The sequence below is a fragment of the Pseudomonas sp. FR229a genome (genome assembly GCF_030209115.1).
Classification (GTDB): domain Bacteria; phylum Pseudomonadota; class Gammaproteobacteria; order Pseudomonadales; family Pseudomonadaceae; genus Aquipseudomonas; species Aquipseudomonas moraviensis_A.
This window is the reverse complement of sequence record NZ_JARVSP010000030.1, coordinates 39,700-62,309: the sequence shown is the minus strand read 5'-3', so window position 1 is coordinate 62,309 and position 22,610 is coordinate 39,700. Positions and strand designations below refer to the sequence as shown.

General features: G+C 60.7%; 21 protein-coding genes. 8 read left to right on the top strand and 13 right to left on the bottom strand.

All coding sequences use genetic code 11. The features are described from left to right. Window positions 1-53 precede the first annotated feature (53 nt). Both QRN33_RS23290 and QRN33_RS23285 read left to right on the top strand, forming a co-directional pair. The gene (locus QRN33_RS23290) at window positions 54-1,274 is read left to right on the top strand and encodes a putative DNA modification/repair radical SAM protein (protein WP_042609293.1); all 1,221 of its coding nucleotides are present in this window, start codon (window positions 54-56) and stop codon (window positions 1,272-1,274) included. Further along, the gene (locus QRN33_RS23285) at window positions 1,271-2,173 is read left to right on the top strand and encodes a TIGR03915 family putative DNA repair protein (RefSeq protein ID WP_285410357.1); all 903 of its coding nucleotides are present in this window, start codon (window positions 1,271-1,273) and stop codon (window positions 2,171-2,173) included. The genes QRN33_RS23290 and QRN33_RS23285 overlap by 4 nt, the downstream gene beginning before the upstream one ends. A gap of 135 nt (window positions 2,174-2,308) precedes the next feature. Here the strand turns inward: QRN33_RS23285 and QRN33_RS23280 are convergent, their stop codons facing one another. The 5 genes from QRN33_RS23280 to QRN33_RS23260 form a co-directional block, all read right to left on the bottom strand. Continuing rightward, window positions 2,309-3,328, bottom strand: a complete 1,020-nt coding sequence (locus QRN33_RS23280) for a branched-chain amino acid aminotransferase (protein WP_008086978.1) — start codon at window positions 3,326-3,328, stop codon at window positions 2,309-2,311. Between the two features lie 235 nt (window positions 3,329-3,563). Next, window positions 3,564-4,937 carry a dihydrolipoyl dehydrogenase gene (gene lpdA / locus QRN33_RS23275; RefSeq protein ID WP_285410354.1) on the bottom strand — a complete coding sequence of 458 codons (1,374 nt, stop codon included), beginning with the start codon at window positions 4,935-4,937 and terminating at the stop codon, window positions 3,564-3,566. 7 nt (window positions 4,938-4,944) lie between these two features. After that, window positions 4,945-6,216 (bottom strand): dihydrolipoamide acetyltransferase family protein, encoded by a 1,272-nt coding sequence (locus QRN33_RS23270; protein ID WP_285410352.1) that lies wholly within the window; start codon window positions 6,214-6,216, stop codon window positions 4,945-4,947. Next, the gene (locus QRN33_RS23265) at window positions 6,217-7,275 is read right to left on the bottom strand and encodes an alpha-ketoacid dehydrogenase subunit beta (RefSeq protein ID WP_003224000.1); all 1,059 of its coding nucleotides are present in this window, start codon (window positions 7,273-7,275) and stop codon (window positions 6,217-6,219) included. Between the two features lies 1 nt (window position 7,276). Then, on the bottom strand, window positions 7,277-8,512 hold the full coding sequence (locus QRN33_RS23260; protein WP_042609297.1) for a 3-methyl-2-oxobutanoate dehydrogenase (2-methylpropanoyl-transferring) subunit alpha: 1,236 nt from the start codon (window positions 8,510-8,512) through the stop codon (window positions 7,277-7,279). A 185-nt stretch (window positions 8,513-8,697) separates the two neighbouring features. Between QRN33_RS23260 and bkdR the strand changes: the two genes are divergently transcribed. Continuing rightward, complete coding sequence (gene bkdR, locus QRN33_RS23255) at window positions 8,698-9,186, top strand: Bkd operon transcriptional regulator BkdR (RefSeq protein WP_039762201.1); 489 nt, start codon at window positions 8,698-8,700, stop codon at window positions 9,184-9,186. An 84-nt stretch (window positions 9,187-9,270) separates the two neighbouring features. Here bkdR and QRN33_RS23250 read toward each other — a convergent pair whose 3' ends face one another. Then, entirely contained in the window at window positions 9,271-10,134 is an 864-nt protein-coding gene (locus tag QRN33_RS23250) for an MBL fold metallo-hydrolase (protein WP_285410349.1), read from the bottom strand. A 92-nt stretch (window positions 10,135-10,226) separates the two neighbouring features. On the opposite strand from QRN33_RS23250, the gene QRN33_RS23245 reads away from it, so the two are divergent. The 3 genes from QRN33_RS23245 to QRN33_RS23235 all read left to right on the top strand — a co-directional run bounded on the left by QRN33_RS23245 (window position 10,227) and on the right by QRN33_RS23235 (window position 12,786). Further along, on the top strand, window positions 10,227-10,568 hold the full coding sequence (locus QRN33_RS23245) for an ArsR/SmtB family transcription factor (protein WP_252880452.1): 342 nt from the start codon (window positions 10,227-10,229) through the stop codon (window positions 10,566-10,568). Window positions 10,569-10,731: 163 nt separating this feature from the next. Continuing rightward, complete coding sequence (locus tag QRN33_RS23240; RefSeq protein WP_285410345.1) at window positions 10,732-11,976, top strand: NAD(P)/FAD-dependent oxidoreductase; 1,245 nt, start codon at window positions 10,732-10,734, stop codon at window positions 11,974-11,976. Window positions 11,977-11,985: 9 nt separating this feature from the next. Then, window positions 11,986-12,786, top strand: a complete 801-nt coding sequence (locus tag QRN33_RS23235; RefSeq protein WP_285410343.1) for a sulfite exporter TauE/SafE family protein — start codon at window positions 11,986-11,988, stop codon at window positions 12,784-12,786. Between the two features lie 113 nt (window positions 12,787-12,899). On the opposite strand, the gene QRN33_RS23230 is transcribed toward QRN33_RS23235, so the two are convergent. From QRN33_RS23230 to QRN33_RS23205, 6 genes are all read right to left on the bottom strand, one after another. Further along, window positions 12,900-14,180, bottom strand: coding sequence for a TRAP transporter large permease (locus QRN33_RS23230; RefSeq protein WP_042609302.1), 1,281 nt, complete (start codon window positions 14,178-14,180; stop codon window positions 12,900-12,902). Further along, window positions 14,180-14,707: a TRAP transporter small permease gene (locus QRN33_RS23225; RefSeq protein WP_042609303.1), complete on the bottom strand. Its 528-nt coding sequence runs from the start codon at window positions 14,705-14,707 to the stop codon at window positions 14,180-14,182. Before QRN33_RS23225 ends, QRN33_RS23230 begins: the two co-directional genes overlap by 1 nt. A gap of 76 nt (window positions 14,708-14,783) precedes the next feature. Continuing rightward, window positions 14,784-15,755 (bottom strand): TRAP transporter substrate-binding protein, encoded by a 972-nt coding sequence (locus QRN33_RS23220; protein ID WP_042609304.1) that lies wholly within the window; start codon window positions 15,753-15,755, stop codon window positions 14,784-14,786. 60 nt (window positions 15,756-15,815) lie between these two features. Continuing rightward, window positions 15,816-16,709 carry an SMP-30/gluconolactonase/LRE family protein gene (locus QRN33_RS23215; protein WP_285410340.1) on the bottom strand — a complete coding sequence of 298 codons (894 nt, stop codon included), beginning with the start codon at window positions 16,707-16,709 and terminating at the stop codon, window positions 15,816-15,818. A gap of 44 nt (window positions 16,710-16,753) precedes the next feature. Further along, window positions 16,754-17,578 carry an NAD-dependent epimerase/dehydratase family protein gene (locus tag QRN33_RS23210; RefSeq protein ID WP_083352495.1) on the bottom strand — a complete coding sequence of 275 codons (825 nt, stop codon included), beginning with the start codon at window positions 17,576-17,578 and terminating at the stop codon, window positions 16,754-16,756. 275 nt (window positions 17,579-17,853) lie between these two features. Next, the gene (locus QRN33_RS23205) at window positions 17,854-19,149 is read right to left on the bottom strand and encodes an OprD family porin (RefSeq protein WP_064363563.1); all 1,296 of its coding nucleotides are present in this window, start codon (window positions 19,147-19,149) and stop codon (window positions 17,854-17,856) included. Window positions 19,150-19,457: 308 nt separating this feature from the next. Here QRN33_RS23205 and QRN33_RS23200 point away from each other — a divergent pair, with 308 nt between their 5' ends. Together QRN33_RS23200 and QRN33_RS23195 are read left to right on the top strand one after the other, a co-directional pair. After that, window positions 19,458-21,113: an MFS transporter gene (locus QRN33_RS23200; RefSeq protein ID WP_042609308.1), complete on the top strand. Its 1,656-nt coding sequence runs from the start codon at window positions 19,458-19,460 to the stop codon at window positions 21,111-21,113. Then, window positions 21,110-22,252 carry an HlyD family secretion protein gene (locus tag QRN33_RS23195; RefSeq protein WP_083352496.1) on the top strand — a complete coding sequence of 381 codons (1,143 nt, stop codon included), beginning with the start codon at window positions 21,110-21,112 and terminating at the stop codon, window positions 22,250-22,252. The genes QRN33_RS23200 and QRN33_RS23195 overlap by 4 nt, the downstream gene beginning before the upstream one ends. 125 nt (window positions 22,253-22,377) lie before the next feature. Here the strand turns inward: QRN33_RS23195 and QRN33_RS23190 are convergent, their stop codons facing one another. Next, window positions 22,378-22,572, bottom strand: a complete 195-nt coding sequence (locus tag QRN33_RS23190; protein ID WP_042609399.1) for a hypothetical protein — start codon at window positions 22,570-22,572, stop codon at window positions 22,378-22,380. Between the last annotated feature and the right edge of the window lie 38 nt (window positions 22,573-22,610).

Sequence of the window (22,610 nt, the reverse complement as noted above, 5' to 3'; positions counted from 1 at the left end):
TTTCACGGCGGTCGAGCCTATACTGTATATGCACACAGTAAAGAGTCCGTGCCATGCAAATCATCGACAAGCTCAGCATCCTCGCCGACGCCGCCAAGTACGACGCCTCCTGCGCCAGCAGCGGTGCGCCCAAGCGCAGCTCCGAGGGCAAGAGCGGGCTCGGTTCGACGGACGGCATGGGCATTTGCCACAGCTATACGCCGGACGGGCGCTGTGTGTCGTTGTTGAAGATTTTGCTGACCAACTTCTGTCTTTACGATTGCCAGTATTGCGTCAATCGCCGTTCCAGCGATGTGCCGCGCGCGCGCTTCACCCCTGAAGAAGTCGTCACGCTGACCATGGATTTCTACCGGCGCAACTGCGTCAGCGGCCTATTTCTCAGCTCCGGGATCATCCGCTCGGCCGACTACACCATGGAGCAACTGGTGCGGGTGGCGAAGTTGCTCCGTGAAGAGCACGAGTTTCGCGGCTATATCCATCTCAAGACCATTCCGGAAGCCGATCCTGCCTTGATCGAGGAAGCGGGGCGGTACGCTGATCGCCTGAGCGTCAACATTGAATTGCCCACCGATGCCAGCCTGCAAACTCTGGCGCCGGAGAAAGACATCACTTCGATCAAACAAGCGATGAACACCATTTACACTGGCGTGCAGACCGTATTGAACGAGCCGCGCTCGGCCAGGTTCGCACCGGCCGGGCAAAGTACCCAACTGATCGTCGGTGCCGATGACACCGATGACAGCACCATCCTCCACAGCGCCCAATCGCTGTATGGCAACTTCAGCCTGCGGCGGGTCTATTATTCGGCGTTCAGCCCGATCCCCGACAGCCCGAAAAGCGTACCGCTCGCCGCGCCGCCGCTGATGCGCGAGCATCGCCTGTATCAGGCCGATTTCCTCCTGCGCAGCTACGGCTATCGCGCGGACGAACTGCTCAAAGGCCCGGGAAACCTGGCGCTCGACATCGATCCCAAGCTGGCCTGGGCCTTGGAGAATCGCGAGGTGTTCCCGCTGGACCTGAACCATGCCGATGCGTCGCTGATCGCGCGTATTCCCGGCATCGGCTTGCGCACCACCGAACGCCTGGTCGAGCTGCGGCGTCAGCGGCGGATCCGTTACGAAGACGTGGCGCGAATGCGCTGTGTGCTGGCCAAGGCCAAGCCGTTCATCATCACCAGTGACTATCACCCGCAGCAGGCGGAAGTCACCAGCCACATGCTCTATCAGCAATTGCGCGACCGGCCGATGCCGCAGCAGATGGGGTTGTGGGGATGATCAGTCTGGATTGTGACGATCTGTTCGACACCTGGCGCCAGCAGGCGCGCTGGTTGCTCAGTCATGAAGTCGATCCGAGTCTGGTGAGCTGGGCGGCGGAAGGAGTGGGCGATCTGTTTGCCAGTGATGAACAGGTGCCCGAAGGCCAGGGGCCGTTTCAGGCGCGTATTCCGCGCGCGCTGCTCGACACCCTCGAACAGGCGGCGCGCTATCGCGGCGAGCAACGCTGGAGCCTGTTGTATGAAGTGCTATGGCGCGTCAGCCATGGCGACCGCACGGCGATGATGGCCGGCGACAAGCTTGGCAGTGAGTTGCAGCGACGCATCAAGCAGGTCAGCCGCGAGGCCCATCATCTGCATGCCTTTGTGCGTTTCATCGAACGCCCAAAGGATCTCCCCGGGCCGCAATATGTGGCGTGGCACGAACCGGCGCATGACATTTTGCACAGCGCCAGCGAGCACTTCATCGGGCGAATGGGCCAGCATCGCTGGTTGATCGCCACGCCGCGCGACGGTGTGTATTACGACGGTGAGCAATTGATTCACGAGCGGCAGTGCCCGATCGAATGGCAGCAACTGGCGCAGAACGTCGACGATCCCCATGGCGATTTGTGGTTGACTTACTACAGCCACATATTCAATCCGGCACGGTTGAATCCGAAGGTCATGCAAGGGCATCTGCCGGTGCGGTTCTGGAAGAATCTACCGGAGGGTGAGTTGATCCCGGGATTGATTACCCAAGCGCGAATGGGCAAGCAGCAGAATGGGCAGGCGAGCGGGATTTCGAGTCGCTCGGGCAAGCGCATTGCCGCCAAAAATCAAAAGCAAGCCTTCACCCCAGCCCTCTCCCAGAGGGAGAGGGGGCCGACCGAGGTGTTCTCCCGTACTACACCGACTTGAAAGTTCGCGTCGAACTCGGGTTTTGAAAAGCACAAAAGATCTCCAGCCTTACACAAACAAAACCAACAACCACAATCAAAAAAGCCCCCCACCAATCACTCGGTGGAGGGCTTTTGAGCATCCGCAGTCGTCAGATCAAACCTTGACGATCCAGCCCGCAGGCGCTTCGATGTCGCCGGTCTGCACGCCAGTCAGCTCTTTGTAGAGCTTCTGGGTCACCGGGCCCACCTCGGTTTCGCTGTGGAACACATGCAGGTGATCGTTGTAGCTGATGCCGCCAATCGGCGTAATCACGGCAGCGGTACCGCAGGCACCGGCTTCCTTGAAGTCCGAGAGCTTGTCGATCAGCACGTCGCCTTCAACCACTTCCAGGCCCAGGCGCGATTTCGCCAGTTCGATCAGCGACAGGCGAGTGATGCCTGGCAGCACCGACGGCGAGTTCGGGGTGATGAACTTGTTGTCGTGGGTGATCCCGAAGAAGTTGGCCGAACCGACTTCCTCGATCTTGGTGTGGGTCATCGGATCGAGGTAGATCGCGTCAGCGAAGTTGGCTTTCTTGGCTTTCGAGCCCGGCATCAGGCTGGCGGCATAGTTGCCACCGACCTTGGCCGCGCCGGTGCCTTGTGGGGCCGCGCGGTCGTAGCTGGAGATCTGGAAGTTGTGCGGGGTCAGGCCGCCCTTGAAGTAGGCGCCGACCGGAATGCAGAAGATCGAGAAGATGAACTCGGGCGCGGTGCGTACGCCGATGTTGTCACCCACGCCGATCACGAAGGGGCGCAGGTACAGCGCGCCGCCGGTGCCGTACGGCGGGATGAAACGCTCGTTGGCGCGAACCACGGCTTTGCAGGCTTCGATGAACTGCTCGGTGTCGACCGTCGGCATCAGCAGGCGCGCGCAGCTGCGTTGCATGCGCAGGGCGTTCTGGTCCGGACGGAACAGGTTGATCGAACCGTCCTTGCAGCGATAGGCCTTCATGCCTTCGAAGCACTGCTGACCATAGTGAAGGGCGGTGGAGCCTTCGCTGATGTGCAGGACGTTATCTTCGGTCAGGGTGCCTTTGTCCCACTCGCCATCGCGAAAGTACGACAGATAGCGCTTGTCGGTCTTGATGTAGTCAAAACCCAGCTTGTCCCAATTGATGCTTTCGTTACCCATGACACCCTCTATCACTGAACAACCGCCGAAACGGTTCAAGGCTTCTGACGTTTTTTTTGGATGGGCACAACAATACTTCATTCTTGAGCGGTTTCGCAGCCCGGACTATCGGATGACAGGCAGATAGTTCCAGTCGCCCTTGAGAAATCGCGAGCAGGCTCACTCCTACAGGGGAATGCATTCCAGAATGTAGGAGTGAGCCTGCTCGCGATGGGGCCATCAATTCCACCAACGCTTACAGATGCAGCGCATGCCCCAGCGCACGCAACGCCGCTTCCTGCACCGCCTCACCCAGGGTCGGATGGGCATGAATGGTGCCGCCGATGTCTTCCAGCCGCGCGCCCATTTCCAGGCTTTGCGCAAATGCCGTCGACAATTCCGACACGCCAACGCCCACCGCTTGCCAGCCGACAATCACATGGTTGTCGCGACGCGCGACCACACGCACGAAGCCGCTTTTCGATTCCAGGGTCATCGCCCGACCATTGGCAGCGAACGGAAAGCTGGAAACAATGCAGTCCAGCCCGGCTGCGGTGGCTTCGTCGGGAGTCTTGCCGACTACCACCAGTTCCGGGTCGGTAAAGCATACGGCGGCGATCGCGGTCGGATTGAATTCACGGCTTTTGCCGCTGATCAGCTCGGCAACCATCTCGCCCTGGGCCATGGCGCGGTGAGCGAGCATCGGTTCGCCGCTCACGTCACCAATGGCGTAGACGTTGCGCATGCTGGTCTGGCAGCGGCTGTCGATCCTGATGGCCGAACCGTTCATGTCCAGATTCAGCGCTTCGAGATTGAAGCCCTGGGTGTTGGGCCTGCGACCGACCGCGACCAGCACCTGATCGGTTTCCAGATTCAGGGTTTCGCCTTGCGGATCGCGCACCTGCAACCTGCCGTCGAAACCCAGCACGCTGTGTTTCAGATACAGCTTCACGCCCAGTTGCTTCAATGCGTCATGCACCGGTTGCGTCAGTTCAGCATCGTAAGCGGGCAAGATACGGTCCTGCGCCTCGACCACACTGACCTCGGCGCCGAGCTTGCGATAAGCGATGCCCAGCTCCAGACCGATGTAACCGCCGCCGACCACGATCAGGCGTTTCGGTACAGACGTCGGCGCCAGCGCTTCGGTGGAGGAGATGATCGGCCCGCCAATCGGCAGGATCGGCAGGTTGACGCTGGTCGAACCGGTGGCCAGCACCAGATGCTCACACTGAATGCGCGTATCGCCGACTTCCACGGTTTTGCCGTCGATGATTTTCGCCCAGCCGTTGATGACCTGGACCTTGTTCTTCTTCAGCAGCGCAGCGACGCCGGTGGTCAGGCGATCAACGATACCGTCCTTCCACTCGACGCTTTTGCTGATGTCGAGGGTCGGCGCGGAAACATTGATGCCCAACGCCGAATGCTGGCTGTGATGCTGCGTCTGGTGAAACTGCTCAGCCACGTGAATCAGCGCCTTCGACGGAATGCAGCCGACGTTCAGGCAGGTACCGCCCAACGACTGGCCTTCGACCAGAATGGTCGGAATGCCCAGTTGCCCGGCGCGGATCGCCGTAACGTAACCGCCGGGGCCGCCGCCGATGATCAGCAGCGTAGTGTTCAGAGATTGCATGCGCGCCTTACTCCACAAACAAAGTGGCAGGTTGTTCGAGCAAGCCACGAATGGCCTGGATGAAGAGTGCCGCGTCCATGCCGTCGACCACGCGGTGATCGAACGAGCTGGAGAGGTTCATCATCTTGCGGATCACCACTTGGCCTTTGACCACCATCGGCCGCTCGACGATTTTGTTCACGCCGACGATGGCTACTTCCGGCAGGTTCAGCACCGGCGTGCTGACGATGCCGCCCAATGCGCCGAGGCTGGTCAGGGTGATGGTCGAACCGGACAGCTCATCGCGACTGGCCTTGCCGTTGCGCGCGGCGTTGGCCAGGCGCGAAATTTCGGCGGCGCTGTCCCACAGGCTGCGGGCTTCGGCGTGACGCACTACGGGCACCATCAGGCCGACATCGCTTTGCGTGGCGACACCGACATGCACCGCGCCGAGGCGAGTGATGACCTGGGCTTCGTCGTCATAACGGGCGTTCATCTGCGGGAAGTCGCGCAGGGCGACGACCAGCGCGCGGACGAGGAACGGCAGCAAGGTCAACTTGCCACGGCTGGCGCCGTGCTTCTCATTCAGATGGGCGCGCAGCTCTTCGATCGCGGTGACGTCGATTTCCTCGACGTAGCTGAAGTGCGCGGCACGTTGCGTGGCGTCCTGCATGCGCTGAGCAATCTTGCGGCGCATGCCGATGACTTGAATCTGTTCTTCGTCATTACGTTGAGCGTACGCGGCGGCAACGGGTGCCGAAGCGTTCGACTGACCTTGCGCCAGATAGGCCTCAAGGTCTTCGTGCAGCACACGACCGGCCGGGCCGGAGCCGCGCACCAGACGCAATTGAATACCCAGATCCAGCGCATGTTTGCGCACGGCGGGCGATGCGAGGGGGCGTTCGTCTGCTTCGCGAGCAACCATCGGGCCTTGGCAAACAGGCGCAGGGCGCGGCGCAGCTGCAGCAGGTTTGCTCTCAACAACGACGGCTTCAACTTTCGGCGTGACAGGCTCTTTATCGACAACAGGTGCGGCGGACTCTTTAAGATTGCCAGCCCCCTCGACCTCGATGCTGATCAGCACACTGCCGACTGCCATCACTTCACCCGGCTGACCGCCGAGGGCAATGACTTTGCCATGTACTGGCGACGGGATATCGACCATCGCCTTGTCGGTCATCACGTCCGCCAGCACCTGATCTTCTACGACCAGGTCGCCAACCTTGACGTGCCACTGCGACAGTTCTACTTCTGCGATGCCTTCGCCGATGTCCGGCATCTTGATAACGTGCGTGCCCATTCAGACCTCCATGACCCGTTTCAACGCCGCGCCCACTCGGGACGGCCCTGGGAAATACGCCCACTCCTGCGCGTGCGGGTAGGGGGTGTCCCAACCGGTGACGCGCTCGATCGGCGCTTCCAGGTGATGGAAGCAATGCTCTTGCACCAGCGATACCAGCTCGGCGCCGAAACCGCAGGTGCGCGTGGCTTCGTGAACCACCACGCAGCGACCGGTTTTCTTCACCGACTTGACGATGGTTTCCAGATCCAGCGGCCACAGGCTGCGCAGGTCGATGACTTCGGCATCGACGCCGGACTCTTCGGCAGCGACTTGCGAGACATAAACGGTGGTGCCATAGGTCAGCACCGTCACGTCCTTGCCCGGGCGGGTGATCGCGGCAACGTCCAGCGGCACGGTGTAGTAGCCGTCCGGCACCTGGGCTTGCGGGTGTTTCGACCACGGGGTTACGGGGCGGTCGTGGTGACCGTCGAACGGGCCGTTGTACAGGCGTTTCGGCTCAAGGAAGATCACCGGGTCATCGTTTTCGATGGAGGCAATCAGCAGGCCTTTGGCGTCATACGGGTTGGATGGCATGACGGTGCGCAGACCGCAGACCTGAGTGAACATCGCCTCGATGCTCTGGCTGTGGGTCTGGCCGCCATAGATGCCGCCGCCGCAGGGCATGCGCAGGGTCATCGGTGCGGTGAACTCGCCGGCCGAGCGATAACGCAGACGCGCCGCTTCGGAAATGATCTGGTCGGAGGCAGGGTAGACGTAGTCGGCGAACTGGATTTCGGCGACCGGACGCAGTCCGTAGGCGCCCATGCCGACGGCCACGCCGACGATGCCGCTTTCCGAAATCGGCGCGTCGAACACCCGCGAGGTGCCGTACTTGGTCTGCAGGCCTTCGGTGCAGCGGAACACGCCGCCGAAGTAACCGACGTCCTGCCCGAAGACGACGACGTTGTCATCGCGCTCAAGCATCACATCCATGGCCGAGCGCAGGGCCTGGATCATGGTCATGGTGGTCGTGGTCATGGCGGTTTCCAACTGAATATTGTTGTTGTGATCGTTCATGTCAGATTCCCAACTGCTGACGCTGGCGCTTCAAGTGCTCCGGCATCTCTTTGTAGACGTCTTCGAACATGGTCGCGGCGCTCGGGATCTGGCCGCCGGCGAGGGTGCCGTACTGTTCGGCCTGTTTCTGCGCGGCAATCACTTCGGCTTCGAGTTCGGCGCTGACGGCGGCGTGTTCTTCCTCCGACCAGTGGCCGGCCTTGATCAGGTGCTGTTTCAGACGCGCGATCGGATCGCCGAGCGGAAAGTGGCTCCAGTCATCGGCAGGGCGGTATTTCGATGGATCATCGGAGGTCGAGTGCGGACCGGCGCGGTAGGTGACCCATTCGATCATGGTCGGGCCGAGGTTGCGTCGGGCGCGTTCGGCAGCCCAGGCGGAAGCCGCGTAGACCGCGTAGAAATCATTGCCATCGACCCGCAGCGAGGCGATGCCGCAACCGACGCCGCGCCCGGCGAAAGTGGTGGCTTCACCGCCAGCGATAGCCTGGAAGGTCGAGATCGCCCACTGGTTGTTCACGACGTTGAGGATCACCGGCGCGCGATAGACGTGAGCGAAGGTGAGGGCGGTGTGGAAGTCCGATTCGGCGGTGGCGCCGTCACCGATCCACGCCGAGGCGATTTTGGTATCGCCCTTGATCGCCGAGGCCATGCCCCAGCCGACGCCCTGAATGAACTGGGTGGCGAGGTTGCCGGAAATGGTGAAGAACCCGGCGTCCTTGACCGAGTACATGATCGGCAACTGGCGGCCCTTGAGCGGATCGCGCTCGTTGGACAGCAACTGGCAGATCAGGTCGACCAGTGGCACCTCGCGCGCCATGAGGATGCTTTGCTGGCGGTAGGTCGGGAAGCACATGTCGTCGATGTTCAGCGCCAGAGCCTGAGCGCTGCCGATGGCTTCCTCGCCAAGGCTCTGCATGTAGAACGACATCTTTTTCTGCCGCTGGGCGACGACCATGCGGTTGTCGTAGATGCGCGTCTTGAGCATCGCGCGCATGCCTTTGCGCAGGATCTCGACCGGCACGTTTTCAGCCCATGGGCCGAGGGCGTTGCCCTGGTCGTCGAGCACGCGAATCAGGCCCCGCGCCAGGTCGGCGGTGTCAGCAGGTTCCACATCGACAGGAGGTTTGCGCACCGTACCGGCATCAGTCAGATGCAGGTAGGAAAAGTCGGTTTTACAGCCGGGACGGCCCGAGGGTTCAGGGACGTGCAGGCGCAGCGGTTCATACGCTTGGGTCATGGCTTCTACGCTCGATCTTGTGAATTTCTTGTAGTGAGCTGGCAGTCATTCCTGGGTAGAGGAAATCTTGTCCTACAACAATCATAGGCGCGGGCAAGAAGAATATTTCTCTGTGTTTCGTTGCGCTGGCGACCATTTGCAGATAGAAATTCTGCATAAACATAAAAAACAGGTGGTTTTGTCTCATGCGCAAACTGGACCGTACCGACATCGGCATTCTCAATAGCCTTCAGGAGAACGCGCGCATCACCAACGCCGACCTCGCCCGTTCGGTGAATCTGTCACCGACGCCATGCTTCAACCGGGTCAAGGCGATGGAGGAACTGGGCCTGATTCGTGAACAGGTCACGCTGCTGGATGCCGACCTGCTGGGGCTGCACGTGAACGTATTCATTCACGTCAGCCTGGAGAAACAGGTGGAGGAGGCGCTGCAGCATTTCGAGGAAGCGATCTCTGATCGGCCGGAGGTGATGGAGTGTTATTTGATGGCGGGCGACCCGGACTACCTGATCCGCGTGCTGGTGCCAAGCATCCAGTCGCTGGAGCGCTTCATGATGGATTTTCTGACCAAGGTTCCCGGCGTGGCGAATATTCGTTCGAGCTTTGCGCTGAAGCAGGTGCGTTATAAGACCGCGTTGCCGTTGCCGGCTAATGGATTGACGTTGGGAACCTGAAGATCAGAAGATCGCAGCCTTCGGCAGCTCCTACATTTGCACCGTATTCCAAATGGAGCTGCCGAAGGCTGCGATCTTTTGACGTTAAAGTTTGTTGAGCGGGATCTTCAGGTAAACCACGCCGTTGTCTTCCGCCGTTGGCATATTCCCCGCCCGCACGTTCACCTGAATCGCCGGCAGCAGCAATGTCGGCATGCCCAATCCGGCATCACGCTGGGTACGCATCTCGACGAACGCGGCTTCATCGATCCCGTCATGCACATGAATATTGCTTTTGCGCTGTTCGCCGACCGTGGTCTGGCACTGCGAAGCGCGCCCTTCAGGCGGGTAATCGTGACACACGTAAAGCTTCACGCCGGCCGGAAAAGCCAACAGCTTCTTGATCGACCTGAACAATTGCTGGGCATTGCCACCGGGGAAATCACAGCGCGCGGTGCCGACGTCGGGCATGAACAGCGTGTCACCAACGAGGATCTGTTCGCCGTCGATCACGTAGGCCATGTCCGCTGGGGTATGGCCGGAGACGTGCAGGGCGGTGGCCTTGAGGTTGCCGATCATGAACGATTCGTTCGGCGCAAACAGGTGATCGAACTGCGAGCCGTCGATACGAAATTCCGGCTCGAGGTTGAACAGCGCCTTGAACACATTCTGCACCTTGCTGATCGATTCGCCGATGGCGATCTTGCCGCCCAGCTCGCGACGCAAGTACGGCGCAGCGGACAGGTGATCGGCGTGGGCGTGGGTTTCCAGCAGCCATTGCACCTGCAGCCGGTGCGCACGGACGAAGGCGATGATCCTGTCCGCCTGCTCGGTGCCGGTGCGCCCGGCGGCGCCATCGTAATCGAGCACCGGGTCAACGATTGCGCAGTGTCCGCCGTCGGCTTCATAGACCACGTAGCTGTAGGTCGAAGAGGCGGGGTCGAGGAACGCTTCAATCAGGGCGGGCATGGCAAAAACCTGTGCTGGGGAATTTCGGGTTGCAACACTTTATGTAAAAACATAATGTTCGCAGCTTAAGTGACCTTCAAGGCCTCGTGCAAATGCAATCCAGTCTGACCGAATGTGAAGTCGCCCAACTGCGTGCCTCGGCCTCCAAAGCCTGCACGCTGCTCAAGGCCCTGGCCAATGAGGATCGCCTGCTGATTCTCTGTCAACTGACCCAGGGCGAACGCAATGTCGGCGAACTGGAAACCATGACCGGCGTACGCCAGCCGACGCTGTCCCAGCAACTGGGCATTTTGCGTGACGAAGGGCTGGTCGCGACCCGCCGTGAAGGCAAGTACATTTTCTATGGCCTGGCGAGTCATGAGGTGATTCAGGTGATGAAAACCCTCTCGGGGCTCTATTGCGGAGCGGTACTCAAGAGCTGGGAACAGCAATAAATGCCAGCCTTCACACGCCCCTTGTAGGAGTGAGCCTGCTCGCGATAGCGGTGAAACAGTCAATGAAGATGTCGGCTGGTACACCGCTATCGCGAGCAGGCTCACTCCTACAGGTTTTGTGTGAAGGCTGAGAAATCCTTGCGTGCAGCAAAAGGAACAAGCAATGAACGATCAACACTGGGGCCCATCCATCAGTGCGGACATCGTGGTCATCGGCGGCGGGACGGCCGGCATCGGTTTTGTCGCCAGTCTGCTCAAGCGTGACCCGCACCTCAACGTCACGGTCATCGAACCCAGTTCACAGCACTACTACCAACCGGCCTGGACGCTGGTTGGCGGTGGCGCATTTGCTGTGAAAGACACCGTCAGGCCGATGAGCAAAGTCATGCCGCGTCAGGCAACGTGGATTCAGGCGAGCGTCAGCGCCATTGACCCGGCTCAGCGTCAACTCACCCTCGATGATCAGCGCACCGTCAGCTATGAGAACCTGATCGTCTGTCCCGGCCTGCGCCTGGCCTGGGAGAGAATCGAAGGCTTGCAGGAAAGCCTCGGCCAGCACGGTGTCACCTCGAACTACAGCTACCAACATGCCCAGTACACCTGGGATCAAGTGCAGAAACTGCGCGATGGCCGGGCGCTGTTCACCCAGCCGGCGATGCCGATCAAATGCGCCGGCGCGCCACAAAAAGCCCTGTATCTCTCCTGCGATCACTGGCGCAAATCCGGGGTGCTGCGCAACATCAATTTTGAATTCAACCTGGCCGGCGCCGCGCTGTTCGGCGTCGCGACGTTCGTCCCGCCGTTGATGAAGTACATCGAACAGTACAACGCGCAACTGGCCTTCAACTCCAATCTGGTCAAGGTCGACGGCCCGGCAAAAACCGCGTGGTTCGAGATCAAGGACGCCGACGGCAACGTCACCCGCGAGGCGAAAAGCTTCGATCTGCTCCACGTCGTGCCGCCGCAGGTTTCGCCGGACTTCATCGCGCAAAGCGCTCTGGCCGATGCCGCCGGCTGGTGCGAAGTCAACCCGCACACCCTGCAACATCCGCGTTATCCCGAAGTGTTCGCACTCGGCGATATCTGCGGCACCAGCAACGCGAAAACTGCAGCGGCGGTGCGCAAGCAGATTGTCGTCGTTGCGCAAAACCTCCTGGCCGCGCGCAAACAACAGCCGCTGCCGCTGAAGTACGACGGCTACGGCTCGTGCCCGCTGACGGTGGAGAAGGGCAAGGTGATCCTTGCCGAGTTCGGCTATGGCGGCAAACTGCTGCCGACCTTCCCGCTGGATCCGACCGTGCCGCGGCGGTCGGCGTGGTGGCTGAAAGCGACGCTGCTGCCGTGGTTCTACTGGCACGGCATGCTCAAGGGCCGCGAGTGGCTGACGCGTCTGTCCAGGGTCGACTGAGAAAACCCTATGTTGCTGGCAAGTCTGTTTGGCGTGGTGATGGGGTTGGTGCTCGGTCTGACCGGCGCGGGCGGCGGGATTCTCGCGGTGCCGGCGCTGGTGCTCGGGCTTGGCTGGACGATGACGCAAGCGGCGCCGGTGGCCTTGTTTGCGGTCGGCAGCGCGGCAGCGGTCGGGGCAATCGATGGTTTGCGCCATGGCCTGGTCCGTTACCGCGCGGCGCTGCTGATCGCGGCCCTGGGCGCGGTGTTTTCGCCGCTGGGAATCTACTTCGCGCATCAGTTGCCGGAGAAGGTTCTGATGATCCTGTTCAGCCTGCTGATGGTCATGGTTGCCTGGCGAATGTTCAGAAGAGACCGTCAGCAAGCGGGGCCGAGCGATCACGGGCATGCCAGTTGGGGCCAGAAGAACTGCATGCTCAACGAGCAGACCGGGCGCTTCGACTGGACCGCCAAATGCACCGCTACCCTGGCTGCACTGGGAGCGGTTACTGGCGTGGTTTCGGGTTTACTCGGCGTCGGCGGCGGCTTTCTGATCGTGCCGGCGTTCAAGCAACTGACCGATGTGCAGATGCGTGGAATTGTTGCGACATCGTTGATGGTGATCAGTCTGATTTCAGCGATCGGGGTGATCGGCTCGTTGCATGCGGGCGTACGCATCGATAGCCAGGGCGCCGCGTTCATCGTCGCCAGCATCGTCGGCATGATCATCGGCCGCAGGCTGTGCGCACGGGTGCCGGCGCGGGCGTTGCAGGTGGGGTTTGCCAGTGTCTGTCTGGTGGTGGCAGCCTGCATGCTTTTTCGGACCTGAAACACTTCTGTGGCGAGGGAGCTTGCTCCCGCTGGACTGCGCAGCAGGCCCTTTTTTAAAGAGCGACCGCTGCGCGCCCGAGCGGGAGCAAACTCCCCGCCACAGTCACATTGTTACAACACCAGGTGCGGCAGCCACAGCGACAGAGCCGGAATGTAGGTGACCAGCATCAGCACCAGGAACAGCACGGCGTAGAACGGCAGCAAGGCTTTCACAGTGCTTTCAATACTGACCTTGCCGATGGCGGAGCCGACGAATAGCACCGCACCCACGGGCGGTGTTATCAATCCGATCCCCAGGTTGACCAGCATGATCATGCCGAACTGCACCGGATCGACGCCGATGTCCAGAATCACCGGCATCAGGATGGGCGTCAGGATCAGGATCAGCGGCGCCATGTCCATCACCGTGCCCAACAGCAGCAACATGACGTTGATGCACATCAGGATCACGTAACGGTTGTCCGACAGGGTCAGGAACGCCGTGGTGATCTTCGCCGGAATCTGCATCAGGGTCATGATGTAGCCGAAGCTGGCGGCGAAGCCGATCAGGATCATCACGATCGAGATCGTCCGCACGGTGCGGTGCATCAGCTTGGGCAGTTCACGCCACTTGTAGTCGCGGTAGATGAACATGGTCACGAAGAACGACCACACCACGGCAATGGCGGCCGACTCGGTCGCGGTGAAGACCCCGGAGAGGATGCCGCCGAGGATGATCACCATCGCCATCAGGCCCCAAAGCGCTTCGCCGACGATTTTCAGCGCCTGGCGCATCGGGATTACTTCGCCCTTGGGGTAGTTGCGCTTTTTCGCGAAGATCAGGCACAGCACCATCAGGCACGCGCTCATCAGCAAGCCCGGCACGATGCCCGCCATGAACAGCGAGGCGATCGAAACGGTACCGCCTGCGGCCAGCGAGTAGAGCACCGAGTTATGACTTGGCGGGGTCAGCAGGGCTTGCACCGAACCGCTGACGGTCACGGCGGTGGAGAAGTCGCGCGGATAACCCTTGCGCTCCATTTCCGGAATCAGCACCGAACCCACCGACGCGGTGTCGGCCACCGACGAACCGGAGATCGCACCGAAGAAGGTCGAGGCGACGATGTTGACCAGTGACAGGCCACCACGGACGAAACCCACCAGCACCCCGGCACACGCCACCAACCGCCGGGACATGCCGCCCTCGGCCATGATCGCGCCGGCGAGGACAAAGAACGGGATGGCCAGCAGTGAGAACTTGTTTACCCCGCCCGCGACTTGGATCATTACGGCCTGGAAGGGGATGTCGATCCACCACGCACCGATCAGCGCGGCGGCGCCGAGGGCGTAGGCGACCGGCATGCCGATCAGGATCAATACGATAAAACTGCCCAGCAGAATCAGAGCGTCCATTAAACGGCACCTTCGCTTTCTTCAACCAGATCGAACTGCACGACCCGACGCTTGCTCTGGTCACCGAGAAACAGTTTTTCCAGGACAAAAACCAGGGTCAGCAAACCGCCCACGGGAATCGGCAAATAGGTCACGCCCACCCGCAGGGTGGGCAGGGACGCCATGAACTGGTTCCAGGTGGACATGCACAACTTGAATCCCCAGATCGTCATGAAAATGCAGATCAGGGCCATCAGCAGTTGGGAAAAAATCGACGCGGCGCGGCGCAGATGCGGCGGCATGCGGTCGGTCACCATGGCCACGGCCATGTGCGCACCGGCGCGGTAGCTGGCAGCGGCGCCAATAAAGGTGAACACGATCATCAGCAGAATGGCCGTAGGCTCGGGCCAGCTCGAACCGGTACCCAGCACGTAGCGGGCAAACACGCCCCAGGGAATCATCAGGGAAACTGCCAGAACGGAAAGGCCGGCCACCCAGATGCAGGTCATGTAGATCTTGTCGTTGATACGCAGCAGCAAATTCTTCATCGGGTTTCACCGTAACCGGGCGCGCCTCGAACATCCGGCGCGCCGGGCCCTATTTATGAGTACGGAGCGGGAGGCGTTACTGAACGGCTTCGATTTTCTTGATCAGGTCGGCATACGGCGCACCGTACTTGGCCCGCACCGGTGCAGTGGCGTCGTAGAAGGGTTTTTTGTCGACCGTGATGAACTCGACGCCGGCGGCCTTGAGTTTTTCTTCACTGGCAGCGGACTTCTTGTCCCACAGCTCGCGCTCTTCAGCCTGGGCAGCCTTGGCGGCTTTCTTGACCAGTGTCTGTTGATCCGGAGTGAGTTTCTCCCAGGTGATTTTCGACATCACGATAGGCTCTGGCAGGATCAGGTGACCGGTCAGGCTGTAGAATTTGGCGTTCTGGAAGTGGTTGTGTTCGAGCAGGGTCGGCGGGTTGTTTTCCGCGCCGTCGATCACGCCGGTTTGCAGGGCGCTGAAGATCTCGCCGGTGTCCATGGCGATCCCGTTGGCACCCATGGCGTTCATCATCTCGATGAACATCGGGTTGCCTTGCACGCGAATTTTCATGCCCTTGAGGTCTTCGAGCTTGCGCACCGGTTTTTTGGTGTAGATGTTGCGCGTGCCGCCGTCCATCCAGGCCAGGGCGACCAGGCCGAATTCCGAGTTGGTGATCTTGTCGAGGATTTCATCGCCCACCGGCCCATCGATGACATTGCGCATGTGCTGGTGGTCTCGGAAGATGAACGGCATGTTGAAGACGTTCACGTCCGGTACGACAGGGCCGACGATCCCCAGGCTGACCCGGGACATCTGTATCGCGCCGACTTGCATCTGCTCGATGACTTCCTTTTCAGAACCCAGCACACCGCCCGGGAAGTACTTGAAAGTCAGCTCGCCGTTGGTCTCTTTGGTCAGCATTTTGCCCATGCTTTCTTCCGCCACCGTGGTTGGATAACCCTTGGGGTGGATGTCGGCGACTTTAAGTTCCAGTGCCTGAGCGGCGCTAGCGAGGGTAAATATCAGCGGGAGTGCAGCGGCGAGCAAGGTGCGTTTGAAGTTCATGGGGGTGAGTCTCCAGTCTTGTTATTTTTGTGTTCAAGGCGCAGCGGTGCAGCAGAAGGTCTAAAGCAGATCGTTGAATTCAGGTTCGGCGAGGCCTTTGACGCCGGGCTTCAAGGCGAACACGCCGCCGGCCAGGGATTGCGGATCGAGGTCATCGCCGGGGCGAATCGAGGCGACGAACAAGGTGTCCAGGTTGCTGCCGCCGAAAGCGCACATGGTCGGTTTTTTCACCGGTACTTCCAGCGAGAAATCGAGGCGACCGTCCGGGGCGAAACGGTGAATCAGGCCGGCGTCGTTGGCACAGATCCAGTAGCAACCTTCGGCATCCACGGCGGCGCCGTCGGGGCGGCCGGGGAAGTGGTTCATGTCGACGAAGATGCGGCGATTCGATGGCGTACCGGTTTCGGTGTCGTAATCGAACGCCCAGATCAGTTGCACGTTGGGGTGCGAATCCGACAGGTACATGGTTTTGCCGTCAGGACTGAAGGCGAGGCCGTTGGGCACGATGAAGCCATCCAGCTGCGCTTCAACCACGCCAGCCTGCCCGGCGCCGAAGCGGTACAGCCGGCCTTCGGGCGCATTCAGGCCCATGTTCAAGACCATGCTGCCGGCCCAGAAACGCCCCTGGCGGTCGCAACGACCATCGTTAAGGCGCATGTCCGGGCGGCTGTGGTCGACGGTGGCGAGCAATTCGCTGTCGAGGCTGCCGTCGCTGTGCGCGTGCAGGCGAAAGAAACCGCTTTGCATGCCGGCCACCCAGCCACCGCTGCGGTGGCGGGTGATGCAGGCGAGCATTTCCGGGGCTTTCCACGAAGCAACATGGCCAGTGTCGGCGCTCCAGCGTTGCAGCCCGCCGTTGGGAATATCCACCCAGTACAGCGCGTTTTCCTGCGGCACCCAGACCGGGCTTTCACCGACCGCGTTGCGGGCGTCGACGATCAATTCGGCTTGCATACTCATTCCCTTGGTTTTTATTGGAGGGGGATCAAGTCGAGCGATCAGTCGCCGAACGGGCCTGCTGCAACGAACGCGCCGCCCTGATAGATCCGCGCCGGATCGTCATCTGCCGGCATCGGCTGGGCTTCGACCTTGTCGCGGAACACTTCCGAGCTGTCCCTGGCTTCGAAACCGAGGTGGCTGGCGTAGCGGTTGTCCCACCAGACCTCCTTGTTGGCGGACATGCCGTAGACCACGGTGTGACCGACATTCGGTGTGTACAGCGCGCGTTCGAGCAGTTGCGTAAGGTCGTCGAAGCTCAGCCAGGTGTGCATCATCCGGCGGTTCTGCGGCTCGGGGAACGAGGAACCGATGCGGATGCTGACGGTTTCGATGCCGTAGCGATCGAAGTAGAAACTCGCCATGTCTTCGCCGTAGGACTTGGAGAGGCCGTAGTAACCGTCAGGACGGCGCGGGGAGGTGGCGTCGAGGTTTTCGTCCTGCTTGTAGAAGCCGATGACGTGATTGGAGCTGGCGAAAATCACGCGTTTGACGCCATGGCGGCGTGCGGCTTCGTAAATGTGGAAGACGCCGCAGATGTTCGCACCGAGAATTTCTTCGAACGGCCGCTCGACCGAAACGCCGCCGAAATGCAGGATCGCATCGACGCCTTCGACCAGTTGATGCACGGCTTGTTTGTCCGCGAGGTCGCAGAGCACGATTTCTTCATGTTCATCGACGGCTGGGGCGAGGGCGGCGATATCGGACAGGCGCAGCACGTTGGCATAAGGGCGCAGGCGTTCGCGCAGGACTTTGCCCAGGCCTCCGGCGGCACCGGTCAGGAGCAGGCGATTGAAAGGTACGCGGGGGGTAGAAGTAGACGTCATGGCAATCCCTGGACACATTGTTATTAGGTTTGTTGTAGGTTGTCGTATGACTGCGCTGAAGTATCGGTAGGGTTTCCGGATCTTGTCAACGCGACTTTTGGTGTAGATGACGGAAGGCGGAAAGGTGTTTTTACAGTTGCTTCGCTTTGAAATGCATTTCCTTGTAGGAGTGTGCCTGCTCGCGATAGCGGTATATCAGTCAGAGAAAATGTCAGCTGATACACCGCTATCGCGAGCAGGCTCACTCCTACAGGGGGGCGGTGTCGCCCTGGAAATTACAACAACGAAATCGGATAGCTGATGAAGATCCGGTTCTCGTCAAATTCGTTGGTGCTGAAGTCCCGGCGAATGGTCGCATTGCGCCATTTCACGTTGAGGTTCTTCAGCGGGCCGCTCTGCACGGTGTAGGCCAGTTCCGATTCGCGGCCCCATTCCTTGCCGTCATTGGTGGTCGCGGTGTGCACGTTATCGCCGCTGATGTAGCGGTTCATCAGGGTCAGGCCAGGCACGCCCAGCGCCACAAAGTTGTAGTCGTGACGCAGCTGCCAGGAGCGCTCCTTGGCGTTGTCATAACTGGCGTTGTAACTGTCGTTGGCCAGGGTGCCGCCGCTGGTGCCGTTGACGCGCATCCAGGCATCGTCGCCGGTGAGTTTCTGCAGGCCGACGTAGAAAGTGTGGCCGCCGTACTTGGCAGAGAGCAGGGCGAACGCGGTCTTGTTGTCGAGGTCGCCGGCCTGGGCGCTGCCGTCTTCCTTGCCGGTGAAGAAACCGAGGTTGGCACCGAGGGTCCAGTCGCCCATCGGCTGGCTGTGGCTGAGGTTGAAATACTGCTGCTGATAGATATCGGTCAGCTCGGCATACCACACGCCGACCATGGTGCGTTTCTCGTTGAAGGTGTATTCGCCGCCGCCGAAGTTGAAGCGATCAGAGGTGAATGCACCGCGGCCGTTCATCGACATGTCTTCCATGCTCGCGTCGTTGCGCGGGCTGTTGCCCCGGAACTGGCCGCCGTAGACAGTCAGGCCGTTGATCTCGGTGGACGTGATCTGGCCGCCGCGAAAGGTCTGCGGCAGGGAGCGGCCATCGTCGGAGCGCAGGATCGGCAGTACCGGCATCCATTCGCCAACCTTCAATTCGGTTTTCGAAACTTTGGCTTTCAGGGCTACGCCGAGCCGGCCGAAGTTGTCGGCCGGGCGCCCGTCATCGTGGATCGGCAACAGCTGCGTGCCGCCAGTGCCTTTGCCGCCATCGAGCTTCTGCGAGTACAGGCCAAGGATGTCGAGACCGAAGCCGACGGTGCCTTGGGTGAAGCCGGATTTGGCGTCGAGGATGAAGTTCTGCGTCCACTCTTCAGCCTTGCCCTGGGGATAGGCCGGGTTGACGAAGTTGCGGTTGAAGTAGGCGTTGCGCAGGTTCAGCGTGGCTTTGCTGTCTTCGAGAAAGCCTTCAGCATCGGCGCTCATTGGCAGGGCGAGGGCGAGGCTGCTGCAGCCGAGCAGGCTGAGGGTCGAACGCGGCTTGAAAGTGGCAAAACGTGGAGGGCGGACGGAATTGCGGGCGAGTGTGCTCACTGTGACGCTCCCTGAATCGTTTGTTGTTTTTATTATTTGTCATACGTCGTCGTACAACATCGCTGGGGATATTTCCCAGATTTTCGAGGATTGTCAACTGGAAGTTATACGATCACTCGTCCAGCCACGCATTCTCCACTGTAGGAGTGAGCCTTCTCGCGATAGCGGTGTGTCAGCGAAGAAAATGGCGAGTGATTCACCGTTATCGCGAGCAGGCTCACTCCTACAGGTTTTTTGTTGTCCATGGAAAAGTGTGCTGCAAAGAAATATGCGGCAAACTTCCCTCACCCCCAGCACCAGGCCGATCCATGGATAAGTACGCCCCGCGCAACTGGCAACCTCACGAAAAGCCCAGCCTGCCCGGTTCGCCGTCGACACCACTGCACTCCACGCCCAAGCGCCTGGCGTACGCGGCGGTTGGTGTGCTGGTGGCGGTGACTGGTGGGCTGGGGAATTCGCTGGTGGTCGCCAACCTGCCTTATCTGCAAGGCTCGCTCGGCGCGACCACCGCGGAAATGGCCTGGCTGCCGGCCGCCTATGTGATGACCAACGTATCGATGAACCTGCTGCTGGTGAAGTTTCGCCAGCAGTTCGGCTTGCGCGCGTTCACCGAAGTGTTCCTGGTGCTCTATGCGCTGGTGACCTTCGGCCATCTGTTCGTCAACGATCTCAATTCTGCGGTGGCAGTGCGTGCTGCCCACGGCATGGTCGGCGCGGCGCTGAGTTCGCTGGGGCTGTATTACATGGTTCAGGCGTTCCCGGCGAAGTGGCGACTCAAAGCGCTGGTACTCGGTCTTGGCACTTCGCAACTGGCGTTACCGCTGGCGCGGCTGTTTTCCGAGGACCTGTTGCAGATCGCCGAGTGGCGCGGCCTCTACCTGTTCGAATTGGGCATGGCCCTGTTGTCACTCGGCTGTGTATTGCTGCTGAAGTTGCCGCCCGGTGACCGCTTCAAGACCTTTGAAAAACTCGACTTCCTGACCTTCGCCATCCTCGCCACCGGTGTGGCGTTGTTGTGCGCGGTGCTGTCGCTGGGGCGCATCGACTGGTGGCTGGAGGCCGACTGGATCGGCGTCGCGCTCGCCTGTTCAATCGCGCTGATCATCATGGGCCTGGCCATCGAACATAACCGCAGCAACCCGATGCTGATGACCCGCTGGCTGGGCAGCGGCACGATGATTCGTCTGGCACTGGCGGTGACCCTGATCCGCATGGTCACCTCGGAGCAATCCACCGGTGCGGTCGGTTTCATGCAGAACCTCAACATGGGCTATGAGCAACTGCACAGCCTGTATGTGGTGATGCTGATCGGCAGCGTCGCCGGGCTTGCCACCAGCGCGCTGACCATCGACCCCAAACACTTGCTGATGCCGTTGATCATCTCGCTGGCACTGATGGCCACCGGTTCGGTGATGGACAGTTTTTCCAACAACCTGACCCGCCCGCAAAATCTCTACTTCAGCCAGTTCCTGCTGGCGTTCGGCAGTACGTTTTTTCTCGGCCCGACCATGGTGTTCGGGACGCGCAACGTGCTGACCAACCCACGCAACCTGGTGAGTTTTTCCGTGCTGTTCGGGATCTGCAACAACCTCGGCGGGCTGCTCGGCGCGGCGTTGCTTGGCACGTTTCAGATCGTGCGGGAGAAGTACCATTCCAGCCACATCGTCGATCATCTGGTGATGTCCGATCCCTTGGTGGCCGCGCGCGTGCAGAGCGGTGGATCGGCCTATGGCGGTTTGCTGGCCGACCCGAGCCTGCGCAATCTGGCCGGGATCCGCAGCCTCGCCAATGCAGCGACACGCGAAGCGAACGTGCTGGCCTATAACGATGTCTTCATGCTGATCGCGGTCATTGCCGTACTGACCATGATCTGGCTTTCGATTCGCGCGTTGTGGCTGATGAGTACCACCAAAGCCATTGAGCCGACACCTTCCGTACCATCAAGCGGCGCCATTTCTTCATGACCGAACCGACCACCACAACCACCAACGCCATTGCCGCCACGCCTGAAGGTGAGGCGCCGCCATCGTCAGCCAATACCGAGCCGCGTTCGCTGCGGGTGCGGATCATTTCTTCGCTGGGCTTTGCCGCGATCGCCATCGTCGGCGTGCTGATCGTGCTCTATGCCTGGCAATTGCCGCCGTTCAGCAGCGCCGTGGAAACCACCGAAAACGCCTTGGTGCGCGGGCAGGTGACGATCATCGGCCCGCAGCTCAGCGGTTACGTGTTCGAGGTGCCGGTGCAGGACTTCCAGTACGTCAAGGCCGGGGATCTGCTGGTGCGACTGGATGACCGAATTTATCAGCAGCGCCTCGACCAGTCGCTGGCACAACTGGCGGTGCAAAAGGCCGGGCTGGCCAACGTCGTGCAGCAGCGCAACAGCGCCGAGGCAACGATCAAATTGCGCCAGGCGGTGTTGGCCGACAGCCAGGCGCAGTTGCGCAAGAGCGAGGCCGATCTGCGCCGTAATCAGGAACTGGTGCGCGACGGTTCGGTGTCGAAACGCGAGTTCGACGTGACCCTCGCTGCCAATGCGCAGAGCACGGCGGCAGTGGCGCAGGCCAAGGCCAATCTGGAAATCGCCCGGCAGGACCTGCAAACGGTGATCGTCAATCGCGGCTCGCTGGAAGCTGCGGTGGCCAGCGCCGAAGCGGCGGTGCAACTGGCACGGATCGATCTGTCGAACACGCGGATTGTCGCGCCGCGCGACGGCCAGCTCGGGCAGATCGGCGTGCGCCTCGGCGCCTACGTCAACTCCGGCGCCCAATTGATGGCATTGGTGCCGGATCAGAAATGGGTGATCGCCAACATGAAGGAAACCCAGATGGCCAACGTGCGTGTCGGGCAACCGGTGCGCTTCACCGTCGACGCCTTGAACCACCGCCGATTCACCGGCCATGTGCAGCATATTTCGCCGGGCACCGGTTCGGAATTTGCCTTGCTCCAGGCCGACAATGCCACTGGCAACTTCGTCAAGATCGCTCAGCGCGTGCCAGTGCGCATCACCATCGATCCCGATCAGCAGGAACAGGAACGGCTACGACCGGGGATGTCGGTGGTGGTCAGCATCGACACCGCAGCCGGCGACACCCAACCCCACTGATCAATGCATAACCCTGTGGGAGCGAGCCTGCTCGCGAAAGCGTCGTATCAGTAACATTTCTTTATCTGACACACCGCTTTCGCGAGCAGGCTCGCTCCCACAGGATTAGTACTCACGGGCTCTATTCACTCGGGCGAGGGGGTGACCCGGCAACTCTTGCGGTTGCGAATCTGCTCGTCGCTGGGTCGTTCGCGGACGAACTCGAAGCGCGGTTCGCCTTCGCTGTAATGCACCAGCCAGCCCCATTCCAGTTCGCTTTCGTTCTGCCCGGGTTGTGGTGGCCGGGCCCACCAGGGTTCTTTGCTGAGGATCTCGCGCATGGCAGCCTCCGGTTGATGGCAATCCATGAACTATAGCT

Excerpts from the sequence above, each read along its gene's own strand:
- QRN33_RS23290 (WP_042609293.1), top strand. The coding sequence starts at position 54 with ATGCAAATCATCGACAAGCTCAGCATCCTCGCCGACGCCGCCAAGTAC.
- QRN33_RS23285 (WP_285410357.1), top strand. The coding sequence starts at position 1,271 with ATGATCAGTCTGGATTGTGACGATCTGTTCGACACCTGGCGCCAGCAG.
- QRN33_RS23280 (WP_008086978.1), bottom strand. The coding sequence starts at position 3,328 with ATGGGTAACGAAAGCATCAATTGGGACAAGCTGGGTTTTGACTACATC.
- lpdA (WP_285410354.1), bottom strand. The coding sequence starts at position 4,937 with ATGCAATCTCTGAACACTACGCTGCTGATCATCGGCGGCGGCCCCGGC.
- QRN33_RS23270 (WP_285410352.1), bottom strand. The coding sequence starts at position 6,216 with ATGGGCACGCACGTTATCAAGATGCCGGACATCGGCGAAGGCATCGCA.
- QRN33_RS23265 (WP_003224000.1), bottom strand. The coding sequence starts at position 7,275 with ATGAACGATCACAACAACAATATTCAGTTGGAAACCGCCATGACCACG.
- QRN33_RS23260 (WP_042609297.1), bottom strand. The coding sequence starts at position 8,512 with ATGACCCAAGCGTATGAACCGCTGCGCCTGCACGTCCCTGAACCCTCG.
- bkdR (WP_039762201.1), top strand. The coding sequence starts at position 8,698 with ATGCGCAAACTGGACCGTACCGACATCGGCATTCTCAATAGCCTTCAG.
- QRN33_RS23250 (WP_285410349.1), bottom strand. The coding sequence starts at position 10,134 with ATGCCCGCCCTGATTGAAGCGTTCCTCGACCCCGCCTCTTCGACCTAC.
- QRN33_RS23245 (WP_252880452.1), top strand. The coding sequence starts at position 10,227 with ATGCAATCCAGTCTGACCGAATGTGAAGTCGCCCAACTGCGTGCCTCG.
- QRN33_RS23240 (WP_285410345.1), top strand. The coding sequence starts at position 10,732 with ATGAACGATCAACACTGGGGCCCATCCATCAGTGCGGACATCGTGGTC.
- QRN33_RS23235 (WP_285410343.1), top strand. The coding sequence starts at position 11,986 with ATGTTGCTGGCAAGTCTGTTTGGCGTGGTGATGGGGTTGGTGCTCGGT.
- QRN33_RS23230 (WP_042609302.1), bottom strand. The coding sequence starts at position 14,180 with ATGGACGCTCTGATTCTGCTGGGCAGTTTTATCGTATTGATCCTGATC.
- QRN33_RS23225 (WP_042609303.1), bottom strand. The coding sequence starts at position 14,707 with ATGAAGAATTTGCTGCTGCGTATCAACGACAAGATCTACATGACCTGC.
- QRN33_RS23220 (WP_042609304.1), bottom strand. The coding sequence starts at position 15,755 with ATGAACTTCAAACGCACCTTGCTCGCCGCTGCACTCCCGCTGATATTT.
- QRN33_RS23215 (WP_285410340.1), bottom strand. The coding sequence starts at position 16,709 with ATGCAAGCCGAATTGATCGTCGACGCCCGCAACGCGGTCGGTGAAAGC.
- QRN33_RS23210 (WP_083352495.1), bottom strand. The coding sequence starts at position 17,578 with ATGACGTCTACTTCTACCCCCCGCGTACCTTTCAATCGCCTGCTCCTG.
- QRN33_RS23200 (WP_042609308.1), top strand. The coding sequence starts at position 19,458 with ATGGATAAGTACGCCCCGCGCAACTGGCAACCTCACGAAAAGCCCAGC.
- QRN33_RS23195 (WP_083352496.1), top strand. The coding sequence starts at position 21,110 with ATGACCGAACCGACCACCACAACCACCAACGCCATTGCCGCCACGCCT.
- QRN33_RS23190 (WP_042609399.1), bottom strand. The coding sequence starts at position 22,572 with ATGCGCGAGATCCTCAGCAAAGAACCCTGGTGGGCCCGGCCACCACAA.